Consider the following 19,178-nt stretch of genomic DNA (forward strand, 5'->3'; position numbering starts at 1 on the left):
TTAAATCAGACTTAGTACGGTTTCTGCAATTTCTTTTGCCGCGTTAGGTTTTGCTAGTTTCTTGATATGTTTGCTTAATTCTTGCTGTTTATCGACATCCTGTAACAACCGCAACGTGGTTTGAACAAGTTCGTCTTTGGCGTCTTTGTCCTTCACCAAAAGTGCCGCGTTTTGTTCGACCAAGCTCATCGCATTTTTGGTTTGATGGTCCTCGGATGCGTAAGGGAAAGGAACCAAAATAGCTGGTTTCTCAACCAAACATAATTCTGATACCGACAAGGCCCCAGCCCTAGATACCACTACGTCGGCAAGGGCATAGGCCAAGTCCATTTCATAGATAAAATCAAAAGCCTGAGCATAGGGCGTTTTTAGGGCCTCTACTGCCGCTTTTGCGCGTTCTGCATAAGGCTTTCCTGTTTGCCAAAGCACTTGGTAGCCCGAATCTATGATCATTTTCAAGCCAGCTTCGATGCTTTCATTGATGGTTTTTGCTCCCAAACTTCCCCCAATGACGAGTAATGTCTTGTGGTTAGGTTGCAACCCAAAACGCTCATAGGCTAATTCGCGTTTATTGGTACTATTCACTATGTCGTTCCTAACGGGATTGCCTGTTAGTTTGAGCTTATTTTTTGGAAAGAAAGCCTCCATGTTGGGGTACGCTACACAAATGGCTTTGGCACGTTTTGCCAAGAGTTTATTGGTAACTCCTGCGTACGAATTCTGCTCCTGAATAAGCGTCGGAATGCCCATCAAGGAAGCAACCATTAACAATGGCCCACTGGCAAACCCTCCCACGCCAATGGCAATGTCGGGCTGAAAGCTTTTGATAATGCTTCTGGCTTTCAACAAACTACGCGTTAGTTTGAAAGGAAACGAAAGATTATCGGCCGAAAGCTCGCGCTTTATGCCCGAAATAGGCAGGCCAATGATTTCATAACCTGCTTTGGGCACTTTTTCCATTTCCATCTTTCCCAATGCTCCCACAAACAAAATCTGTATGGTAGGATCAATGGCTTTTAGGGAATTGGCAATGGCGATGGCAGGGTAAATATGCCCTCCAGTACCTCCTCCGCTTATGATTACTTTCTTCATAGGTTTTCTTAAATAGCACTTTCGTCTGTTTCTCCTCTGCTTACACTGAGGATGATTCCGACCGAGATACAGGTAAAGAATACAGATGTTCCTCCCATACTGAGAAGAGGTAGTGGTTGGCCAGTGACTGGGAAGGCTCCCACGGCAACAGCCATATTAGTAAATGCTTGTAAACCAATACTTAATGTGAGCCCTGCAGACAATAGCCCGCCGAAGGCTCGATTAGTACCTCCAATATTTTGGACGCCCCTCACGAGTAAAATGGCGTAGAGGAACATGATAAAAACCCCGCCGACAAGCCCATATTCTTCGATGATAATGGCATAAATAAAGTCAGAATAAGCTTGGGTAAGGTAATTGCGCTGGTGACTGTTGCCAAGCCCTTGGCCAAAAGTTCCCCCGTTGGCGATGGCAATAAACCCTTGTTTTGCTTGGTATTCGTCATTGTCGAGGAAACGCTCAATACGCCCAATCGCTGTTTCAAGCCGTTGACCAGCAACAAGTCCGAGTCCACCAGTGATGCCGATGGCAACAATCATGGCCATCAGATATTTACCAGGAACTCGTCCGATATAGAACATTAAAAAACAAGATAGCCCAAGCAAAACGGCAGTGGAGGTACTGGTAAGGGCAATGAAAAAACAAATAATCCCTACCCACAAAATCATTTTACCAAAAACTTGCCAACTGTATTCCACGCGCTGGCGTTTGGCGAGCATCGCAGCGAGGTTCGCAATAAGGGCTAAACGGGCAAAATCGGCTGGCTGGACAGTAAAACCTGTTCCAGGAATGGCCAACCAACGCGTCGCGCCGTTGATGGTAACCCCTGCTACTTTTACCAAAATCAACAAAGGAATGGAAATGAGAAGTGCCGCTCGCGAAAGGCGAGAAAAGTAGGTGTAATTGACGCGGTGAACCCACCACATCACGAACAACCCCATGCTGGTATAAAAAATGTGTTTAAACAAAAATGTTTCTGGATACCCACCCCCACGTTGGTAAGCGAGTGTACCCGTAGCGCTGTAAACAATCAATAAGCTCACAAGCGACAAAATGGCGACAATGACCCAAATGACGACGTCGCCTTTGAGGTTTCTACTCAACCAATTTTTGATATTGTCCCAATGCTCTAATGTAGAAGGGCGAATCGTCCCCGTGTTCATCTCGTTCTTGTTCATCTTTCTAAATGTGAGTTAGGAAATAAAACTTCGTACAGTCGCTTTGAACTGTTCACCACGGTCTTCGTAGTTGTTAAACAAATCAAAACTAGCGCATGCTGGAGATAGAAGGGCGACGTCATTTGGTTGACCAAACGACAAGGCATACTGCACCGCTTCTTTAACGTCCTGTGTCTCAATGACTACGGGGACGATAGAAGCGAAAAACGAGAGAAGTTTGCTGTTATCTTTGCCCAGACAGATAAGGGCTTTTACTTTTTGGCGTACCAAAGGTTCGATTTGGGTATAATCGTTGCCTTTGTCAAGTCCGCCAGCTATCCAAATTATAGGGGTATCAAAGCTATTTAACGCATAAAAAACGGAATCGACGTTGGTGGCCTTCGAATCATTAACGAAACTGATTCCGTTGATTTCGGCTACGGGTTCCAAGCGGTGGGCCGCATTTTGGAATGTCAGCAATCCATTCTTGATTTGCTCATCGGTCAATCCTACCGCCATAGACGCCAAGGTTGCGGCCATCGCGTTTATAGCATTGTGAGGTCCTTTGATGGGCAACTCGTTTGCGTTTATATCAAAAGTACGTGTATTGCGAGTGAGATGCAAAATTCCTTCTTGAAAAAAACCGCCATTCTTTTCTTTTTTCAAGAAAGAAATAGGTAAGTGGTTGACATTGAATGATTTCTTGCCAAGTTCGAGGGCAATAGGTTCGTTGTCAATGAAATAAATGAAATCGTCGCTTGCTTCGAGATTTTGTAACAAACGAAATTTTGAATCGACGTACTTTTGGAAAGTATATTCGTAGCGGTCGAGGTGATCGGGCGTAATGTTGAGTAAAACCGCGACATCGGCTTTGAACTCGTACATGTTGTCCAACTGAAAGCTGCTAAGTTCGAGCACAAACCAGTCGAAGGTATCGTCGATGACTTGTTTGGCGAAACTCTCACCGATATTTCCTGCTAATCCAACATTGATGCCTGCTGATTTAAGAAGGTGATAAATCAATAAAGTCGTGGTGGTTTTACCATTGCTGCCCGTAATCGCAATTTTTTTCGCTTTTGTATAACGTGATGCAAACTCAATTTCAGAAATAACGGGTGTGCCTTGTTCATATAATTTTTTAATCAATAGCACTTTGTCAGGAATACCTGGACTTTTTATCACTTCTTTTGCCGAAAGAATAATAGTTTCGGTATGTTTACCTTCTTCAAATGGTATATTGTTCGCAGCCAAAATACCCCGATATTCCTCGGTAAGGGAGCCCTTATCCGATAAAAATACGTCAAAACCTTTGGCTTGAGCCAATAAGGCCGCGCCAACGCCACTTTCGCCGCCACCTAAGACGACGATTCTGAACGAATCTTGGGGGTTCATCAATAAAAATGTAAGAGGTAAAGCAAAGAATGAAAACTCAACCCAAATTAAGGCTTTTTTATAGGAAATTGCAAAGAAATAAAAACGACTAATCTTTAAAAAAAACCTTAAATATGCTTAATATCGAACCCCAAAAAAACACGTTTCTCACTGATATGCCACGAATTATAGACCTTTCCAAACCAATTCGCTTTAATGCCGAAGACCCTTGGTTTATGCGGGTAAAAATTAAACATAAACCTCATAAAGCCGCTCGGTGGCTCATTCGCTTTCTGGGTTTGCCTTTCCGACTGTTCCCCAAGGATTTTGTAGGCTGGGCAGATGACACTATTAAACATATGGGAGTTCATGCAACTACGCATCTTGATGCGCCTTGGCATTATTACCCAACCGTGGCGGGGCAGCCTGCCAAAACCATTGATGAAATACCATTGGAATGGTGCTACGGCGACGGAGTGGTTATTGATATGACTCACAAAGCAGATTTTGAGGTCATTACATTACAGGATATACAAGAAAATTTGCAAAAAATGGGCGTTCGCTTACAAGCAGGAATGATTGTACTCATCCGAACAGGGCGCGATAAATTCAACGGAACGAAGCAATTTGCGGATGTAGGAACGGGCATGAGCAAAGAGGCGACCGAATGGCTTATTGACCAAGGAATCAAAGTAATGGGTATTGACCAATGGGGTTGGGATTTACCCATGCGTTATATGATTCAGAAAGCAAAAGAATCGGGCAATCGTGATTTGTTTTGGCAAGCTCACCTTGTGGGACGTGAAAAGGAGTATTGCCACATTGAGCAATTGGTCAACTTGGGCACATTGCCGCCAACGGGCTTTAAAGTATGCGTTTTTCCGCTCAAAATTGTGGGGGCATCGGCCGCCCCCGCGCGTGTCGTGGCAATTTTAAACGAATAACTATTTTTTCTTGACCTCCTCGGGTTTGGGGGCGCTTTGACCCACTTTGACAAACTCAGCAATTTGTTGCTCGGTAATGCCTGTGGTGATTTCTAACGCAGCATTGGCTTGTTTCAAAGCGCTCACACCTGCTTCAGTTACGCTGGTTTTCCAAAGGTGAAGGCTGGTCAATTTTTTAGCAGCTGCGAGTTCTTTAAGTCCTTGGTCGGTGATTTTTGTGCCGACCAAATTGAGGTACGTTAGACGAGATAAGTCTTTGATTTTTTGAAGTAAAGCGTCTGAAATAGCGGTATTTTCAAGGTGTAATTTTTGCAAATTTTTGAGTTGGCTGAGGGTGCTTGTGGCTTGGTCGGTGATGCGGGTATTGTTTAATTTTAACCAAACGATTTGTTCGCTAAGAGGTTCCAAAAGCGCAAGTTGGCTATCTGTTAGACCGCTGGCGTTGACGGCGTTGATGTCTAACAAATGGCTGCCTGTAGCAATGGGCGTAACCAAAACGCCTACTTTTTTGAGGGCTTCGATGTCGTTGGCATTGGGAGCGGACACGTTAAGAGACGCTAATTCATCTTTTTGGCTAGAAGAAGACGCACTACCTTCGGCAGACTGCGGTTTGCTGAGGGCTGCCAACGCGGGTTTAACGGCGTCGGTTGTTTTGAGTTCTGCCACTTTTTTGTCAACGGGTGCACCTTGGTCAATCCACCAAGATAAAATAGCCACTTGCCCTTCCGAAAGTTGGGTTTTTCCTTTGGGGGGCATGTGGTTTTCGTCTTCTAGTGGGAGCAAACAGCGCTTAATGAGTTCACTTTCGTCGGATTTCCCTGCAATAAAAGCTGGGCCATTTTCTCCCCCTTTTTTCAATAATTCTATTTCATCCATTCGCAAATCGCCCTTGGATTTTTTTGCGTTATGGCACTGAACACACCTTGCTTTTAGAATAGGGTTGACAATGTCTTGATAGACCAAGGCATTGTTGACGTCGGCGATGGGCTTAATTTCATCGCCCCCTTTTTCAGTTTTGGGTTCCATGCCCGCCCACGCCCGAAAAGGTTCGGGCGTTTCTTGGGTGAGATAGCCTTCCCCGTGCGTCAGAGAACCGCCATGATGCCCTGCGACCATTGTAAAAAGACCGCCTATTGCCAAGGCAGGAAGGTACAAAAGACCGCCAAATTTGAATTTTTGAAACAACAAATCGGTCTTAGAAACCCACGCAACCCACGAAGCAACGGCCACCCAAATCCCTTGCCATTTGTGTTCTTCGAGCAGTTCGGTTTCATAGCCTCCGCCCAACGACAACAAATAGCCCGCAATGCAAGATGCCGTAGCTCCAATGGCTGACCAAAACAAAATAAATGAAATCGTCGAGTCTTTTACTTCTACCTTATTGGTCAAGCGCCCCAGTTCGAGCAGCCCCGCTAGGAGTAAAAATCCAATGGGTAAGTGTACCAATACAGGGTGAAAACGTCCAATAAAAGCGGCCCAATCGGAAGAAGCTTGTAACAAAATCATGGTTTGATGGCGACGATGGAGTGAATGTCTAATTTGCTTATGGTAAAGGTAATTTCTCCGTTTTTATACGCAAACGGAATCGGCTTATTTTCGGGTTGAAGCGTTACTTGTTTGGGGCGCAAGGGCGCTTTTACGGCTATTTTTAAGTTCAATAACGGTGGAATTTCGTCACTAGCATGAATGGCTTTGTTGGCGTGGTTGCCTGCCATATTGATGAGGTTTACGTAAGTGGTTCCTTGTTTTTGGTTGAGGGCTACGTTTACGTACTTTGAGCCACTCACGGTCACTTGGGGTTGAAACAATTGTTTGGCCAATGTACCTAAAAAGTCTCTTCCGACGTAGGTTTCGCGCTTAAAATGTTGTTCTCCAAAATTAAAATAAACGCCCGCGATTTTTCCCTTGCCAAATGAAGCAATGGATGCAACAGGGCCTTCTCCAAAACGGAGGTCGCCTCCCGAAAACCACTGTCCAAACGTCTGAGTACCTGAAAGTGGCTCAAAAGGTCGAAACGCCGCTTTGGTGCCCGTCAGAAGTTGGCCAAATCCCCAATTAGAAATGGTTTGGGTGGAAGCCCCAAGACGAACGCCCAGTGGGGCTTCAAACAATTTGACGGTTTCACTGCCAATAACGATCAAATTTCCACCTTGGCGCACGTACTCAATTAACTCCTCTTTGAGGGTTTCGTCGATTTTTTTCCATTCAGGAATGACGATAAGCGGATAGGCTTGCGTACGGCCACGGAGGTGATGTTCTTGTAAAATTTCGGTGGGTAATTGGCTGTATAGTAGTGCATTGAGGGTGCCAATCATGGGTTGTTGTTTGCCATCTCCAGTGTTATAAACAGTCGTTAGCTGACTTTTGTACCCCACGTTGGAGTAAAGCAAGGCCACCTGCGGGATGGGCTTGCTTTGCTGGGTAAAAGGCTGCCGTTGGCGGCAAAACTTTGCCAAATCGCTCATAGTTTGGTACGAAAAAGTAGGCAGACTTCCGTCTCGCTCTTGAGTCCAATAGGCTTGAAAACCGCCTCCCATCGAAATCACTTGGGCGGCTTCTTGCGAAAGTTGAATGGCGTTTTTGGGTGATTTTACTTGGTCTTCCCATCCGTACCCAAAACTCCACGACATCAAGTCCCAGGGTTTGCCCTGAGGCGCTAGGCAACGCGCTTGGAAAGCCGATTGGTTGGCACCGTTGAGGGGTTCGGTATCGCCCGACAAAAAATCGACGTTGATGTCCACTTTTTCGGGCATCATGGCCGAAAAAGACCAATTGCTTGCTACCTGAAAACGAGGATTGTAAGCGTGGAGCGCATCGGTGTATTTGCGGACGTACCGACGGAAGGCATCGCGGTGAAATTCCAGCCACTTGTCGTAATGCGGGTCGGTTTTTTTGCGGGGAATGTCTTGGATGCCTGTGATAAACCGAAACTCGTCGATAGCAGCTTGGCAATAATCGGGGTTGGTTGCCCAGCAGTCGCCATCGACCCATACTCCGTTGACGCCATAATCGCAGATTTCTTTTAACTGTGGAATGAGCAAACTATCGGCGTAAGCGCTCCAGAGCGAGGCTTTTTGGCGGTCTGGTTTGCCTTCTGAATCAATCCGCGACCAATTGGGATGGTGTTTGACGGCTTCGTCGTCCCATACACCTGAATAATGAACGTACAATGCCACGCCTCGGCGCAGGGTAACTTCTCGAAAGAGTTTTAAGATGTCTTTTTCGACCCGTTTGGGCGCGTTTCCCACCTTGGTCGGGTAGCTCGTCACCCCTGAGTGCCCCTTGCAATCTACTTGAATAAAATCGGGCTTTACTTTTGTTAAAAGGGAGTCTATCATCTTATCGGTGAGGGTTTTACCGATGAGTGTGTCTTGCAAGGTGGCATGAAAATCAAAATGCAAGCCGAAATAACTTTCGGAGCGGCGCAAAGGTGTTTGGGCAAGGGCCGTACAGGAAAGCAGCCCGAATAGGAGGATGTATAACCGTTTCATGGAAAAGGGAATTTAGTACCCATACTACCAAAGACAAGGAGTAGGCTATTCTCTTGTATCAGTTTCTGGCATCAGATTAAACGCATTAAAAAAATAGCCTCGGAGAGGCAAAACCTTTGTAGAAAAAGTAAACAAACCCCTCCCTAAAGCAGCCCCATCGGGGTGGCTAATTATTTCTTTCTACGAAGATTTAGCTCCTCTGGAGCAATAAATAGTCACTTTTTATTTTTAATGCGTTCAACCTGAACAAAAAAACATTCGCTGGACGGAGTTAGAAAAACTGGTAAAGTAAGGGGGGGCTTTCGCAAAAGTTAGGTTTTCGTATTATCTTGCAGCCAAAACGAAAAGCCTCAACAAACCATGACATTTCCAGCAGAGCTTAAGTACACCAAAGACCACGAGTGGATTCGCCTTGAAAGCGACGGTACTGCCGTTGTAGGTATTACTGATTTTGCCCAAAGAGAATTGGGTGATATTGTTTATGTTGACATTAACACCGTCGGCGAAACCATCAGCGAAGGTGAATTATTTGGAACAGTAGAAGCCGTAAAAACCGTTTCTGATCTTTATTTGCCCGTTTCAGGAGAAATTCTTGAATTTAATGCAGCTTTGGAAGCTGATCCAGATTTGGTCAACTCTGATCCTTACGGTGAAGGTTGGATGATTCGTGTTAAAATAACTGGCTCAACCGATGACTTACTCTCTGTAGAAGCCTATAAAGAATTGATTGGCGAATAAGAACAAGCTCCGAAAGGGGCTTTTTTTTAGCCCTAATCCCAAGGGGGAGCCAAGAAAGTTGATAAAAAAATGTTACTGATTCGTTCTGTAAAAATTACTGATACTCACTCGCCTTATAATGGGCAACTAAAAGATATTTTGGTAGAAAATGGCCAAATATCCCAGATTGCTGACCACATTGAGGCGGCTAATGCCCAAGTACTTGAAGGCAAAAATTGGCATATTTCACCTGGTTGGGTGGATATGCGCGTTCATGCGTATGACCCAGGGTATGAGCAAAAAGAAGACTTGCGCTCGGCTTGTGCAGCGGCGGCTGTTGGTGGCTTTACTGACATTGCCGTGTTACCCAACGCCAAACCCGCCCTCGACTCCAAAGATACCCTCGTTTACGTCAAACACAGGGCTTTGGGGCAAGTGGTGAATGTACACCCGATTGGCGCGGTTACAAAAAGTTGTGAAGGCAAAGATTTCACCGAAATGATTGACCTTTCGCACGCGGGGGCGGTGGCTTTTTCGGATGGTTCTCATCCTATTTACAATACGCACATTCTGTTGAAATCGTTACAATATTTGCAGCAGGTTGACCGAGTATTGATGAATCGCCCCGAAGATTACGATTTGACCGTGTTTGGGCAAATGAACGAAGGCGAAGTGAGTACGTTGCTCGGAATGAGGGGGATTCCTACCATTGCGGAAGAACTTATGGTGATGCGCGACCTAAAAATGCTCGAATACATGGGCATTAAAAGTGAAACTCCCCTCCTACACTTCTCGACGATTTCGACGGCAACGACGGTGGAACTGATTCGGGCGGCGAAAGCCAAGGGGTATCCCGTGTCTTGCGACGTGGCAGCGCATCAAATTGCGTTTGACGATTCGGCTTTGCTGAATTTTGATACGAATTATAAGGTCAACCCACCTTTTAGAGCACAATCTGACATCGAAGCAATTTGGGAAGGATTGGCCGATGGTACCATCGACGCCGTGGTGTCGGATCATAACCCTCAGGACGAAGAGTCTAAAAATTTGGAGTTTGATTTGGCCGAATTTGGAATTATCGGGTTAGAAACGGCTTTTGCAGTACTCAACACTCATAACACCCAATTACCGCTGGATCAACTGGTAGGAAAACTCACGCATCAGCCCCGTGCTATTCTACGTTTACCTTCAGTAACGATTTCGGAAGCCAACGTGGCCAATTTTACCATTTTTAACCCCGATTTGGAATGGATTTTTAAGGAAACTCGTTCTAAATCAAAGAATTCACCGTTTTTTGGTACTCAATTTAAAGGCAAAGCCGTCTATGTTATCAACCAAGGAATGGTGGAAAAATGTGGATAACTTTGTGGATAACCTATGCAAAGTGTGATTAACTTCTTCAATAAGCCATTGCTCAAGCTCCCGTTATTCTTCGGAGTGATTGCTGGTGTGGTTTGCTTTTTGTTCTTTTTGCTCGTGCAGAGCCTAGAAAAATTCTCAAGCACAAGCCGAGCGCTCGACGTCGGTTTTTTTGCCATTATCATTGCGGCTGCCACTTGGTACTACCGTAAGAAGGTCGGGCAAGGCTACCTACACATGTGGGAAGGAATCTCGATTGGTTACGTAGTGTGGATCACGGGGGCCTTGGTGTGTGGTTATTTATCGAGCTTGTATTTTTACTTTTCTCCTAAAGCATTGACTCACTACCAAGGTATTTTGCGCCAATCATTGTTGGTCAACAAAGCGGAAGCGATAAAAGTATGGGGCAATGAAAGTTTTCAGCAAAAACTGGCCGACATAGATAAACTTGAGCCTTCAAGTTTTATTTTTGATGAGTTTCGGTTTACGTTGATGCTCGTCGTGATGCCTATTTTATTGATTTCGTTGGTGCTTCGTAAACAACACCCCAACAGTTTGAGTCGTTAAAAATTTATCCCATTATTCCCTTGACTGATGGCAAAGATTATCCAAATCACCAAAGAGAAAGCCGAACAATCAAAAGTTCAGAAGGAGTTTAACCGTCTCATCAAAAAGATAGAAAAGCTGGAACAAGAGATTGCCGAGTATCGTGCTGGTGTGGATGAAGTCAATCAACGTCTTCATAGCGCACTGACCCCCGTTCGGAAAGAATATTATGTCCAGAAAGCGGAATTGGTGAAGTGTTTTGACCGCGCGCATGACTCTGGTTATTTCAAAAAAAGGGAACAGAAAAAACTCACGTACCTCATTTGCGAACTTGCGCACGATGTGATTGAATACGGAGGCATGGAGGAGTTGATTCCGATTTACAATAAATACAACGAGACATCGTACGAAGAAGAAAACGAACAAGTCAACGAATTAGCGGCCGAACAGCTAAAGGGGATTTTTTCAATGTTTGGCATCGAAATCGATGAAGACGTTGATATAACCAATCCTGAAAAGCTTCAGGAGCTGATGAACAAAAAAATCGCTGAAAAACAAGACGAGTTTGAGCAAGAGCAGCGCCAAGCTGAAGAACGAAAAGCAAAACGCCCGAAGAGTAAAAAGCAGCAAGAGAAAGAAGAAAAGAAAGAGTTGGAAGCCCGTAACATTACCAAATCGGTGCGGACAATTTACATGGATTTGGTCAAAGCTTTTCACCCTGATCGTGAGCCGGATGAAGAAGAACGTGAGCGCAAGACTCAAATCATGCAGCGCGTGACGGAAGCCTACGAAAAAAATGATTTATTGGGATTGTTGCGTTTGCAGTTGGAGTTTGACAGAATCGACCAAAAGCACATTGAAAATATGGCCGAAAGCCACCTGAAAAATTACAATAAACTCTTGCGCGAACAGGCCGAAGAACTGAGTTATGAGCTAGAAAATATGGTTTCGCAGGTTGCTCAAATGAGCGGTAAACCTGACTATATTGTGAGCAATATCCACCGACTCCGTCTATCGCTTGAGCAGGACATTAAAGAATTTAAAAGTGAGGCTGCCAGTATTAAAAATGACGTAAAAGCGTTTGGAAGTCAGTTGGTTCTGAAAGAATTTTTGAAAGGCTACAAAATTCCTAAGGCAGAGAAAGATATGGATTTTTTTGAAGGGCTGTTTTAACGAACATCACCAAAAATTGTATAGTTTTGAAGAAAATTTGTCATTTCATCAATTATTTTATTGACTAGAATTACCATGAAAAAAGTACTCTTAACAACCTTGTTTGCTGCATTTGCTTTGGGAGCGTTTGCGCAAAGTGATAGCTATTTTGGCGAAAAAATCAGCGATAAAGGAGCCGTAGCGGCTACTGAACTTCCTAAAAAAATGGGAAGCAAAGAAAAAATGACGGCCAAAGTAACTGGTACGGTAGAATCGGTGTGCCAAGCAAAAGGCTGCTGGATGAAAGTAAAAACCGCCGACGGACAAACCATGCGCGTGTCGTTCAAAGACTATGGTTTTTTTGTGCCTAAAGACATTGCGGGTAAAACTGTCGTGATTGACGGCGAAGCCAAAATGAAGACTACTTCGGTGGCTGAATTGCAGCACTATGCCGAAGATGCAGGAAAAAGTAAGGAAGAAATCGCGAAAATCACCGAAGCCAAGCGCGAGTTGACGTTTGTAGCGGACGGGGTCATCGTGAAAAAATAATAAACCAGATTCCTAAAAGCGGTCAGTTGGTTAATCACCAACCGACCGCTTTTTATTTGTACTTTTGCAATCCATTTAACTTTTGAAATAAATAATTCGATGACCACAGAACAGTTGAAAGACTTGAAAGCCCGCGTTTCGGCTTTGAGGGGGTATCTTTGACTACGATACTAAGAAAGAACGATTAACCGAATTACAACAAATTCAGAACCAACCTGAATTTTGGAACGACAATACCAAGGCCGAACAAACCATGAAGGAGGTTCGGGGCTTGAAAGGATGGACCGAAGGCTACGAATCGGTAGAAGAACGCCTTGGCGATTTGGAAACACTTCAAGAGTTTTTTGAACTAGGCGAAGCCACCGAAACGGAAGTTGAAGCCGAATACCAAGCCTTATTGAAGGTGTTGGAAGAGGTCGAGCTCAAAAAAATGCTCTCCAACGAAGAAGATCAGCTCAACGCCGTCCTCGAAATTAACTCAGGTGCAGGTGGTACCGAAAGCCAAGATTGGGCAGATATGCTGTATCGAATGTATGTGCGATGGGCCGAAAAACACGGCTACAAAGTAACCCAAATCGACTACCAAGAGGGAGACGGAGCAGGGATTAAATCGGCGTCGATTCAGATAGATGGGCCACAAGCCTATGGTTATTTGCAATCAGAAAACGGCGTACACCGTTTGGTACGTATTTCGCCGTTTGACTCCAACGCCCGCCGCCATACTTCGTTTGCTTCGGTGTATGCGTATCCGTTGATTGACGATAGCATCGAAATTGAGGTAAATCCTGCCGATATTGAATGGGATACGTATCGTTCGGGAGGAGCTGGTGGACAGAACGTCAACAAAGTGGAAACAGCCGTTCGGCTTCGCCACAAACCTTCGGGCTTGATGATTGAGTGCCAACAAGAACGGAGTCAGCACCTCAACCGCGATTTGGCCATGCGTTTGTTGAAATCGAAATTGTACCAAATTGAGGTTGAAAAACGCAACGCAGCCCGCGCCGAAGTGGAAGCTTCTAAAAAGAAAATTGAGTGGGGTTCTCAAATTCGTAACTACGTCATGCACCCTTATAAATTGGTGAAAGACGTGCGAACAGGCGTAGAAACCTCTGACGTTCAGGGAGTAATGGACGGCGACTTGGACGAATTTATCAAAGCCTATTTGATGTTGCAGTAATTGAGTAGTTACTCGAAATAGCATAGAAAAGCCCTGACTCATCATCAGGGCTTTTCTATGCAGAGGTGTGCTCACAACCCGACCACTCTCCCACTAAATAGCAGGGTCGGTAGGCGTGTTGGTGCGGTTATTATCTTTCTCAATCAACGGATACGGATAAAACGTACGGGTACGCTCTACTTGCGAAGCGGCATTGCCCGCCACGGGAGCCAAACGATTAAAACGACGGCTATCTTCCAATTTTAATCCTGACAAAAACAACTCTATGCAACGCTGACGGTAGATTTCGGTCAGTAGCGCATCGGCGGTGTTGGCACCCGAGTAAGCAGGAAGTCCTGCTCCTATGCCCCACGCATCGGTTGTTTTGGTTAAAACGGCGTTCAAAGCGGTCGTTGCACCTACCAAATCGTTGGTACGGGCACTTGCTTCCGCTCTAATCAACTGAATTTCCCCAGGTAAATACACAGGAATCGCGGCATTGTTGGCGGTAAAGAAACTAGCACGGCCTAAGTTAATACCTCCGCTTGCTACGCCCGCAGGGTTTGACAAATAGAACGCCAAGCGCTTGTCGGCGGCAATGGGGCGAAGTGCTTCGGGTAAACCAAGCGTAGCGTTGACAGGCTCAGTCACGTTGCGGTTTCCGAAGGTGTTGAAGAATAAGGGGTTCTGAGTGGCATCGTCAAAGTTGAACGATGATTTTTTGCTCAAATCCACTTTGTTAGCTGCGGCCAAGGCTTTGGCATTGTCGCCTACCATAAGGCTATAACGTGCAATCAACGCTTGAATGGTATTGGCTAAATCAATCCCTGCTACAATCCGCGTAGTGAAAGTAGAAGAAACGGGGGTAGCAGTAAGCGTAGTAGCGGCGGTTTCGAGCGTACGAATGGCTTCTTTTAACGCTTCATCCCGCGTGACAAACACGGCATTATCGCCTGTGGTAACGGGGAGTTTTTCCCAAAATTGAGCGATAGTCCCTAATGCCAAGGCCCTAAAAATAGAAGCATAGGCCGTAATGCCACTTTTGGTGCCTGCATCGCCAGCGACCGTAGCTACGCTTTTTAAGATAAGGTCAGCATTGGCTTTTACCAACTGGTTTTGTGCCCAAAGGTTACGCAAAATACCGTTGTTAGGGGTTATGCTGCCGCTGCCAATCCGAAGTTGTTCTTCGTCGCCGTTACCCGCATTCAATACCGTAAGTTCTTTGGTTGTAAGCCCACTAGCCGTAATGGCCGTGTAAAGAACCCCCGCACGGGTGCTTGAGTAGCGGTATTGGAGACCGTTGCAGAGCGTAATGAGCCCGTTGATGTCGGTCGTTACTTGGGTTTCGCTGGCGGCGCTTGGGTTGAGGTATTCTTGGTCGCAGGAAGTGGCCGTCAGCATCGTTCCCGCCAAAAGTGTATATAATATCGTCTTTTTCATTGCATTACAGGTTTCACGTTAGAAAGATAAATTCAACTGGAGCTGGTACGTGCGTGGAATAGGGACGTTTCCGAAGTCCACCCCGCGCAAAATGTCGCTGTTGTTACCTGCGTTTGTTTCAGGGTCAAAACCGTTGTATTTATCCCACGAAATCAAGTTACGACCCACGAGCGATACACTCCAATTGTTGATTCCCCTGAATTTAGGAAGCTGATACGTAAGGGCCAATTCGCGCAATTTGGTAAAGCCTCCTTCATCGACGCGGTATTCTTCGATGTTGACCAACGAGAACACATAGCCACGCGGCAGTGTACCCAACATTTCGGCTTCGGCGATGTCGCCAATTCCTACGTTGTTGCGGGTACGCTTGTCAGCATTGAACACTTGGAAACCTTGCACGGCATCCAACAAGAAACGTAAACCAAGTTTTTTGTACGTCAAATTACCACTGAACGAACCTGTCCATTTTGGATTAGGATTGCCAATAACTTTACGGATAAAAGCACCACTCGGCTGGCCATCTACACGATCTCCTACGGTGTATTGCGTTGGGTCTGTCGTGTTTTGAGCACCCATTTCGCGTTGAGGAAGGTTTTGTTTGGTTAACAACAAGCTTCCGTCGGTATTACGAGCATAAGGAAAACCATAAAAAACGCTGGCAGGCTGGCCTTCAATCAAGAAAACAGGAGCACCCGCTGAGTTGCCAATGGTGAGCGTTGAAATCAATGGATTCCCTTGGTCGATGTCCAATACTTTGTTGCGGTTTTGGTTGTAAAGAACAGTGAAATCGGCCGAGAAGTCTTTTTTCTTCACTGCTAAGGCGTTTAAGCTAATCTCAAAACCTTTGTTTTCCATCGTTCCTACGTTGTTCACGATTCCCGTTCCACCCGTAGAAGGGGCCAATTCGCGGTTGACAACCAAGTCTTTGATTTGCTGGTTATAGACCGAAATTCCCAAATTGAGTCGGCTTTTTAAGAAAGAAAGGTCGGCACCCACTTCGATTTCGTCCATGCGTTCAGGACGTACGCGAGGGTTGGCCAAGGTAGCGCCAGGAATGATGGTGTTTTTGCCAAGGAAAGGCACTGGGCTAAACTGCCAGAAACGGCTGTAACTTCCAATTCCCGTCAAGTTACCCGCTTGTCCGTACGACGCACGTACTTTAAAACCGTCCCAAACGTTGGCCAAACTGCTATTTTTCCAACTATCAAGGTCTGAAACCACAAAGCTACCGCTCAACTTAGGATACGTTTGGTTGGTTTCGCTCGGAGAAAACTTCGACGAACGGTCGCGGCGAACGGCAGCCGTAACGAAGGCTAGATTTTTGTAACCCAAGGTCGCTTGTACAAAAAATCCACTCAAATTGTAACGGTCGAGGCCGTAACCTGCCGTAACGGTCGTACTTGCCGTACCGCTTACGGTTTCGATAAAAGGTGCGGTGTTCAAACCACTGGCACGGGTAAAATCTGACTGGTAGAATTGGTAATTGAAACCAGCGGCGGCATTTAATTTGAGCGAACTGCTAAGTTCGGTTTCGTAGGTAGCATTGATGTCGCTGTTAAACTGCGTGACGTTGTTGTTGGCGTTGGCCGCAAAACCATCAGGATAACGCTCCGCAGGAAGACCCGCCACGGCTTGGTAAGGATACGGCGGAATGTAGTTTTTACCCAACTGCCCGTACGTATCCACCCCAACAACCCAGTCGATGCCAAGACCTTTGACAGGCGTAAGGTTTAATTGCGCATCAGCGATGGTGCGGCTTACAGCTTGCGTAAACTTCATGGTTTCCACGGTTGTGAGTGGATTGACGCGGGTAGGCTCAACCGCCAACAAGTTACCTGCGGCGTCGCGCTGGGTGATGTCGTAGATGTTGTTGGTGATTGTTACCGAGTTTATCGGGCTGTAAAACACGTTTCCGTTGGCTTTTTCGTTGGAAAAGCTATTTGAATAATTCAAGCCCGCCGATAGTTTTGCCCAATTGTTAAGACGTTGGTCAACGCGCGCCCGCAAACTCGCCCGACGAAAATCGACGCCCTTGACAATCCCTTCGTTTTTCATGTAAGAAGCCGACACAAAATACTGCGTACGGTCAGTTCCACCCGAAATCGAAAGCGTATTGTCGTTGCCAAAACCTGTACGGAAGATTTGGTCAAAATAATTGTAGCGAGTCACGTCCACCAGGTTAGAGGCCAGCAAAGAAGTGGCTCCGTCGCGAACGATGCCCGTGGTCGTCATGGTAGGGTTGGCGGCGCTTTGAGCAGCACTAATTACCCCGATGGTGTGAAGACGCAAGTCTTTGAAACCAAATTGTTTCCCCAAGGTAGAAATGAAAACACCTTTGCGAAGTTCGTTGGAAGAAAAACTGGTCGTAAAGTTGATTTTTGGCGCGCCTGATTTTCCGCGTTTGGTCGTGATAATAACCACCCCGTTGGCAGCCCTTGAACCGTATTGAGCGGCGGCAGCGGCACCGTTGATAACGTTTAAAGACTCAATGTCACTGGGGTTAATATCGGCCAAACGGTTGGTTCCGAGCGCAGTACTTGGCGCTTGGTTGCCGAGCGAAAGGGCCAACTGAGAAGCAGGTGACGTTTCGTTGTTAATGATTACACCGTCAATGACATACAGCGGGTCAGAGCTTCCTTGGATGGATTTTACCCCGCGCAAACGTACCGTAATTCCTCCTGCGGGGTCACCTGAGTTTTGGGTGATTTGAGCACCTGGGATTTTTCCTTGCAGGGCGCTCACGAGGTTGGGGGAGCCTGTTTTTTCGAGGTTATCCGCCTTAATCGTCGTAATTGCGTTTCCAAGTTGTCGGCGTTCGGCCCGAATGGTAGAACCCGTCACGACGACTTCGTCGAGGTTCATTTGGTCTTCTCGAAGCGAAACATTGACAATCGACTGGCTCGAAGAAACCTCCCGTGTAACTGTGCTGTAGCCTACCGCGCTGAACGTAATTTTAACATTACCACTTAGATTAAGCGAAAAATCTCCTTCTACATTGGCAGTTGTTCCGAGCGAAGTTCCTGCTACTTGTACCGTAGCACCAGGGATAGGCTGACCGTTGTTGTCGGTTACTTTCCCTTTGACGGCGTACGATTGGGCCCAGCCATTTAGCGAAAAACAAATCGCTAAAATTGCCACAATCGTCCGCATGAGTTCAGAACGAAAACGGTTCTGAATAATTTGGCCGTAATTGTTGTGAAGCATAAGTTATTAATTAAAAGTTTATTTTTAAAATCGGCATAAAACCGCAATAAATAAACAATAAAAACAGCAAACTCCGTCATTTGTTTGGTTAAAATTATTTGTATCAGTAGAATAAAATGAAAAAAAATTAAGATTTTGGCGAAAATTTGAGCTGAATCAAAAAATGTCTCTAATTTTATTGCAACTTTTTGCGGATTTGATTTTATATTTTTTTGAACCATTATGCACCCAATTCAAACCCAAATGCTAAAGCGAGAACGACAGGCATTCATTATGAAACAAATCAATCTTCACAATCGGATATTGTCTGCCGATTTGGGATTGATGTTGAACGTTTCGGAGGATACCATCCGCCGTGACCTTAATGAACTGGCGGAGGCGGGTGAACTGGTGAAGGTTCACGGTGGAGCCTTGTCAAAATCGTACCATTACGATTATGCACCGAGTACGACTTATGCTTTATCGGAAAAAACGGTCATTGCGCAAAAAGCCGCTACCCTCATCGAAGACGGAATGTTTGTTATTCTAGGTGGCGGAACGACCGTTAGGGAGTTGGCGAGGTTATTGCCTGTCGATTTAAAAGCTACTTTTTTTACCATAAGCCTGACAACTGCCCTTCAGTTGTGCGACCACCCGACGATTGACGTGATATTTTTGGGGGGAACGCTGGTCAAAAATTCGCAGATTAGCGTGGGAGGCGAAGTCATTAGCCGTCTCAATGAAATCAAGGCTGATTTGTGCATCATGGGTACCAATGCCATTGATACCGAATGTATTACGGATACAGATTTAGAGGCAGTTCAGGTGAAAAAAGCCATGATCAAAGCGTCTAAACGAAGCGCGGTGGTGACCATTAGTGAAAAACTAGGCAGTACCCAAAAACTTCAAGTATGTGAATTATCAGATATTGATTATTTGGTGACTGATTTGCCTGCCGATGCACCGCAGTTTTTAGGCTACCGCCGTGAGGGTCTAGTTATATTGTAGAAATAATAAAAAA

At 45.6% G+C, this 19,178-nt stretch carries 15 protein-coding genes; 8 read left to right on the top strand and 7 right to left on the bottom strand.

The genetic code is table 11. The features are described 5' to 3' along the window. From murG to murD, 3 genes are read right to left on the bottom strand one after another with little or no spacing between them, the layout of a single operon-like run. The gene (murG, locus tag FHS57_RS25855) at positions 1–1,092 is read right to left on the bottom strand and encodes an undecaprenyldiphospho-muramoylpentapeptide beta-N-acetylglucosaminyltransferase (protein ID WP_183978793.1); all 1,092 of its coding nucleotides are present in this window, start codon (positions 1,090–1,092) and stop codon (positions 1–3) included. An 8-nt stretch (positions 1,093–1,100) separates the two neighbouring features. After that, on the bottom strand, positions 1,101–2,270 hold the full coding sequence (locus FHS57_RS25860; protein WP_183978795.1) for an FtsW/RodA/SpoVE family cell cycle protein: 1,170 nt from the start codon (positions 2,268–2,270) through the stop codon (positions 1,101–1,103). Between the two features lie 15 nt (positions 2,271–2,285). After that, positions 2,286–3,641, bottom strand: a complete 1,356-nt coding sequence (gene murD, locus FHS57_RS25865) for a UDP-N-acetylmuramoyl-L-alanine--D-glutamate ligase (RefSeq protein ID WP_183978797.1) — start codon at positions 3,639–3,641, stop codon at positions 2,286–2,288. Between the two features lie 155 nt (positions 3,642–3,796). On the opposite strand from murD, the gene FHS57_RS25870 reads away from it, so the two are divergent. Next, positions 3,797–4,564, top strand: coding sequence for a cyclase family protein (locus FHS57_RS25870; RefSeq protein WP_183978800.1), 768 nt, complete (start codon positions 3,797–3,799; stop codon positions 4,562–4,564). On the opposite strand, the gene FHS57_RS25875 is transcribed toward FHS57_RS25870, so the two are convergent. Both FHS57_RS25875 and FHS57_RS25880 read right to left on the bottom strand, forming a co-directional pair. Further along, positions 4,565–6,070, bottom strand: a complete 1,506-nt coding sequence (locus FHS57_RS25875) for a c-type cytochrome domain-containing protein (RefSeq protein ID WP_183978802.1) — start codon at positions 6,068–6,070, stop codon at positions 4,565–4,567. Further along, complete coding sequence (locus FHS57_RS25880; RefSeq protein ID WP_183978804.1) at positions 6,067–8,055, bottom strand: alpha-amylase family protein; 1,989 nt, start codon at positions 8,053–8,055, stop codon at positions 6,067–6,069. The genes FHS57_RS25875 and FHS57_RS25880 overlap by 4 nt, the downstream gene beginning before the upstream one ends. Before the next feature lie 360 nt (positions 8,056–8,415). Between FHS57_RS25880 and gcvH the strand changes: the two genes are divergently transcribed. From gcvH to prfB, 6 genes are all read left to right on the top strand, one after another. Beyond that, positions 8,416–8,793, top strand: a complete 378-nt coding sequence (gcvH, locus tag FHS57_RS25885) for a glycine cleavage system protein GcvH (protein WP_183978806.1) — start codon at positions 8,416–8,418, stop codon at positions 8,791–8,793. A 69-nt stretch (positions 8,794–8,862) separates the two neighbouring features. Next, positions 8,863–10,134, top strand: coding sequence for a dihydroorotase (locus tag FHS57_RS25890; RefSeq protein ID WP_183978808.1), 1,272 nt, complete (start codon positions 8,863–8,865; stop codon positions 10,132–10,134). A gap of 15 nt (positions 10,135–10,149) precedes the next feature. Continuing rightward, entirely contained in the window at positions 10,150–10,698 is a 549-nt protein-coding gene (locus tag FHS57_RS25895) for a DUF4199 domain-containing protein (protein ID WP_122933081.1), read from the top strand. A 27-nt stretch (positions 10,699–10,725) separates the two neighbouring features. Further along, complete coding sequence (locus tag FHS57_RS25900; protein WP_183978810.1) at positions 10,726–11,850, top strand: hypothetical protein; 1,125 nt, start codon at positions 10,726–10,728, stop codon at positions 11,848–11,850. A 75-nt stretch (positions 11,851–11,925) separates the two neighbouring features. After that, positions 11,926–12,378, top strand: coding sequence for a DUF4920 domain-containing protein (locus FHS57_RS25905; protein ID WP_183978813.1), 453 nt, complete (start codon positions 11,926–11,928; stop codon positions 12,376–12,378). Between the two features lie 99 nt (positions 12,379–12,477). After that, positions 12,478–13,555 (top strand): peptide chain release factor 2 gene (gene prfB / locus FHS57_RS25910; RefSeq protein ID WP_183978815.1). Its coding sequence is split into 2 segments (ribosomal slippage): positions 12,478–12,537 and positions 12,539–13,555, totalling 1,077 coding nucleotides; the frame shifts between segments, so codons are not numbered across the junction. Between the two features lie 93 nt (positions 13,556–13,648). On the opposite strand, the gene FHS57_RS25915 is transcribed toward prfB, so the two are convergent. Together FHS57_RS25915 and FHS57_RS25920 are read right to left on the bottom strand one after the other, a co-directional pair. Then, complete coding sequence (locus tag FHS57_RS25915; RefSeq protein WP_183978817.1) at positions 13,649–14,974, bottom strand: RagB/SusD family nutrient uptake outer membrane protein; 1,326 nt, start codon at positions 14,972–14,974, stop codon at positions 13,649–13,651. An 18-nt stretch (positions 14,975–14,992) separates the two neighbouring features. Beyond that, the gene (locus tag FHS57_RS25920; protein ID WP_183978819.1) at positions 14,993–18,178 is read right to left on the bottom strand and encodes a SusC/RagA family TonB-linked outer membrane protein; all 3,186 of its coding nucleotides are present in this window, start codon (positions 18,176–18,178) and stop codon (positions 14,993–14,995) included. Between the two features lie 243 nt (positions 18,179–18,421). On the opposite strand from FHS57_RS25920, the gene FHS57_RS25925 reads away from it, so the two are divergent. Next, a complete protein-coding gene (locus FHS57_RS25925) occupies positions 18,422–19,165 on the top strand; it encodes a DeoR/GlpR family DNA-binding transcription regulator (RefSeq protein ID WP_164490177.1) in 744 nt (247 codons plus the stop codon). Positions 19,166–19,178 lie beyond the last annotated feature (13 nt).

It is taken from the genome of Runella defluvii, from assembly GCF_014195535.1.
Lineage (GTDB): Bacteria > Bacteroidota > Bacteroidia > Cytophagales > Spirosomataceae > Runella > Runella defluvii.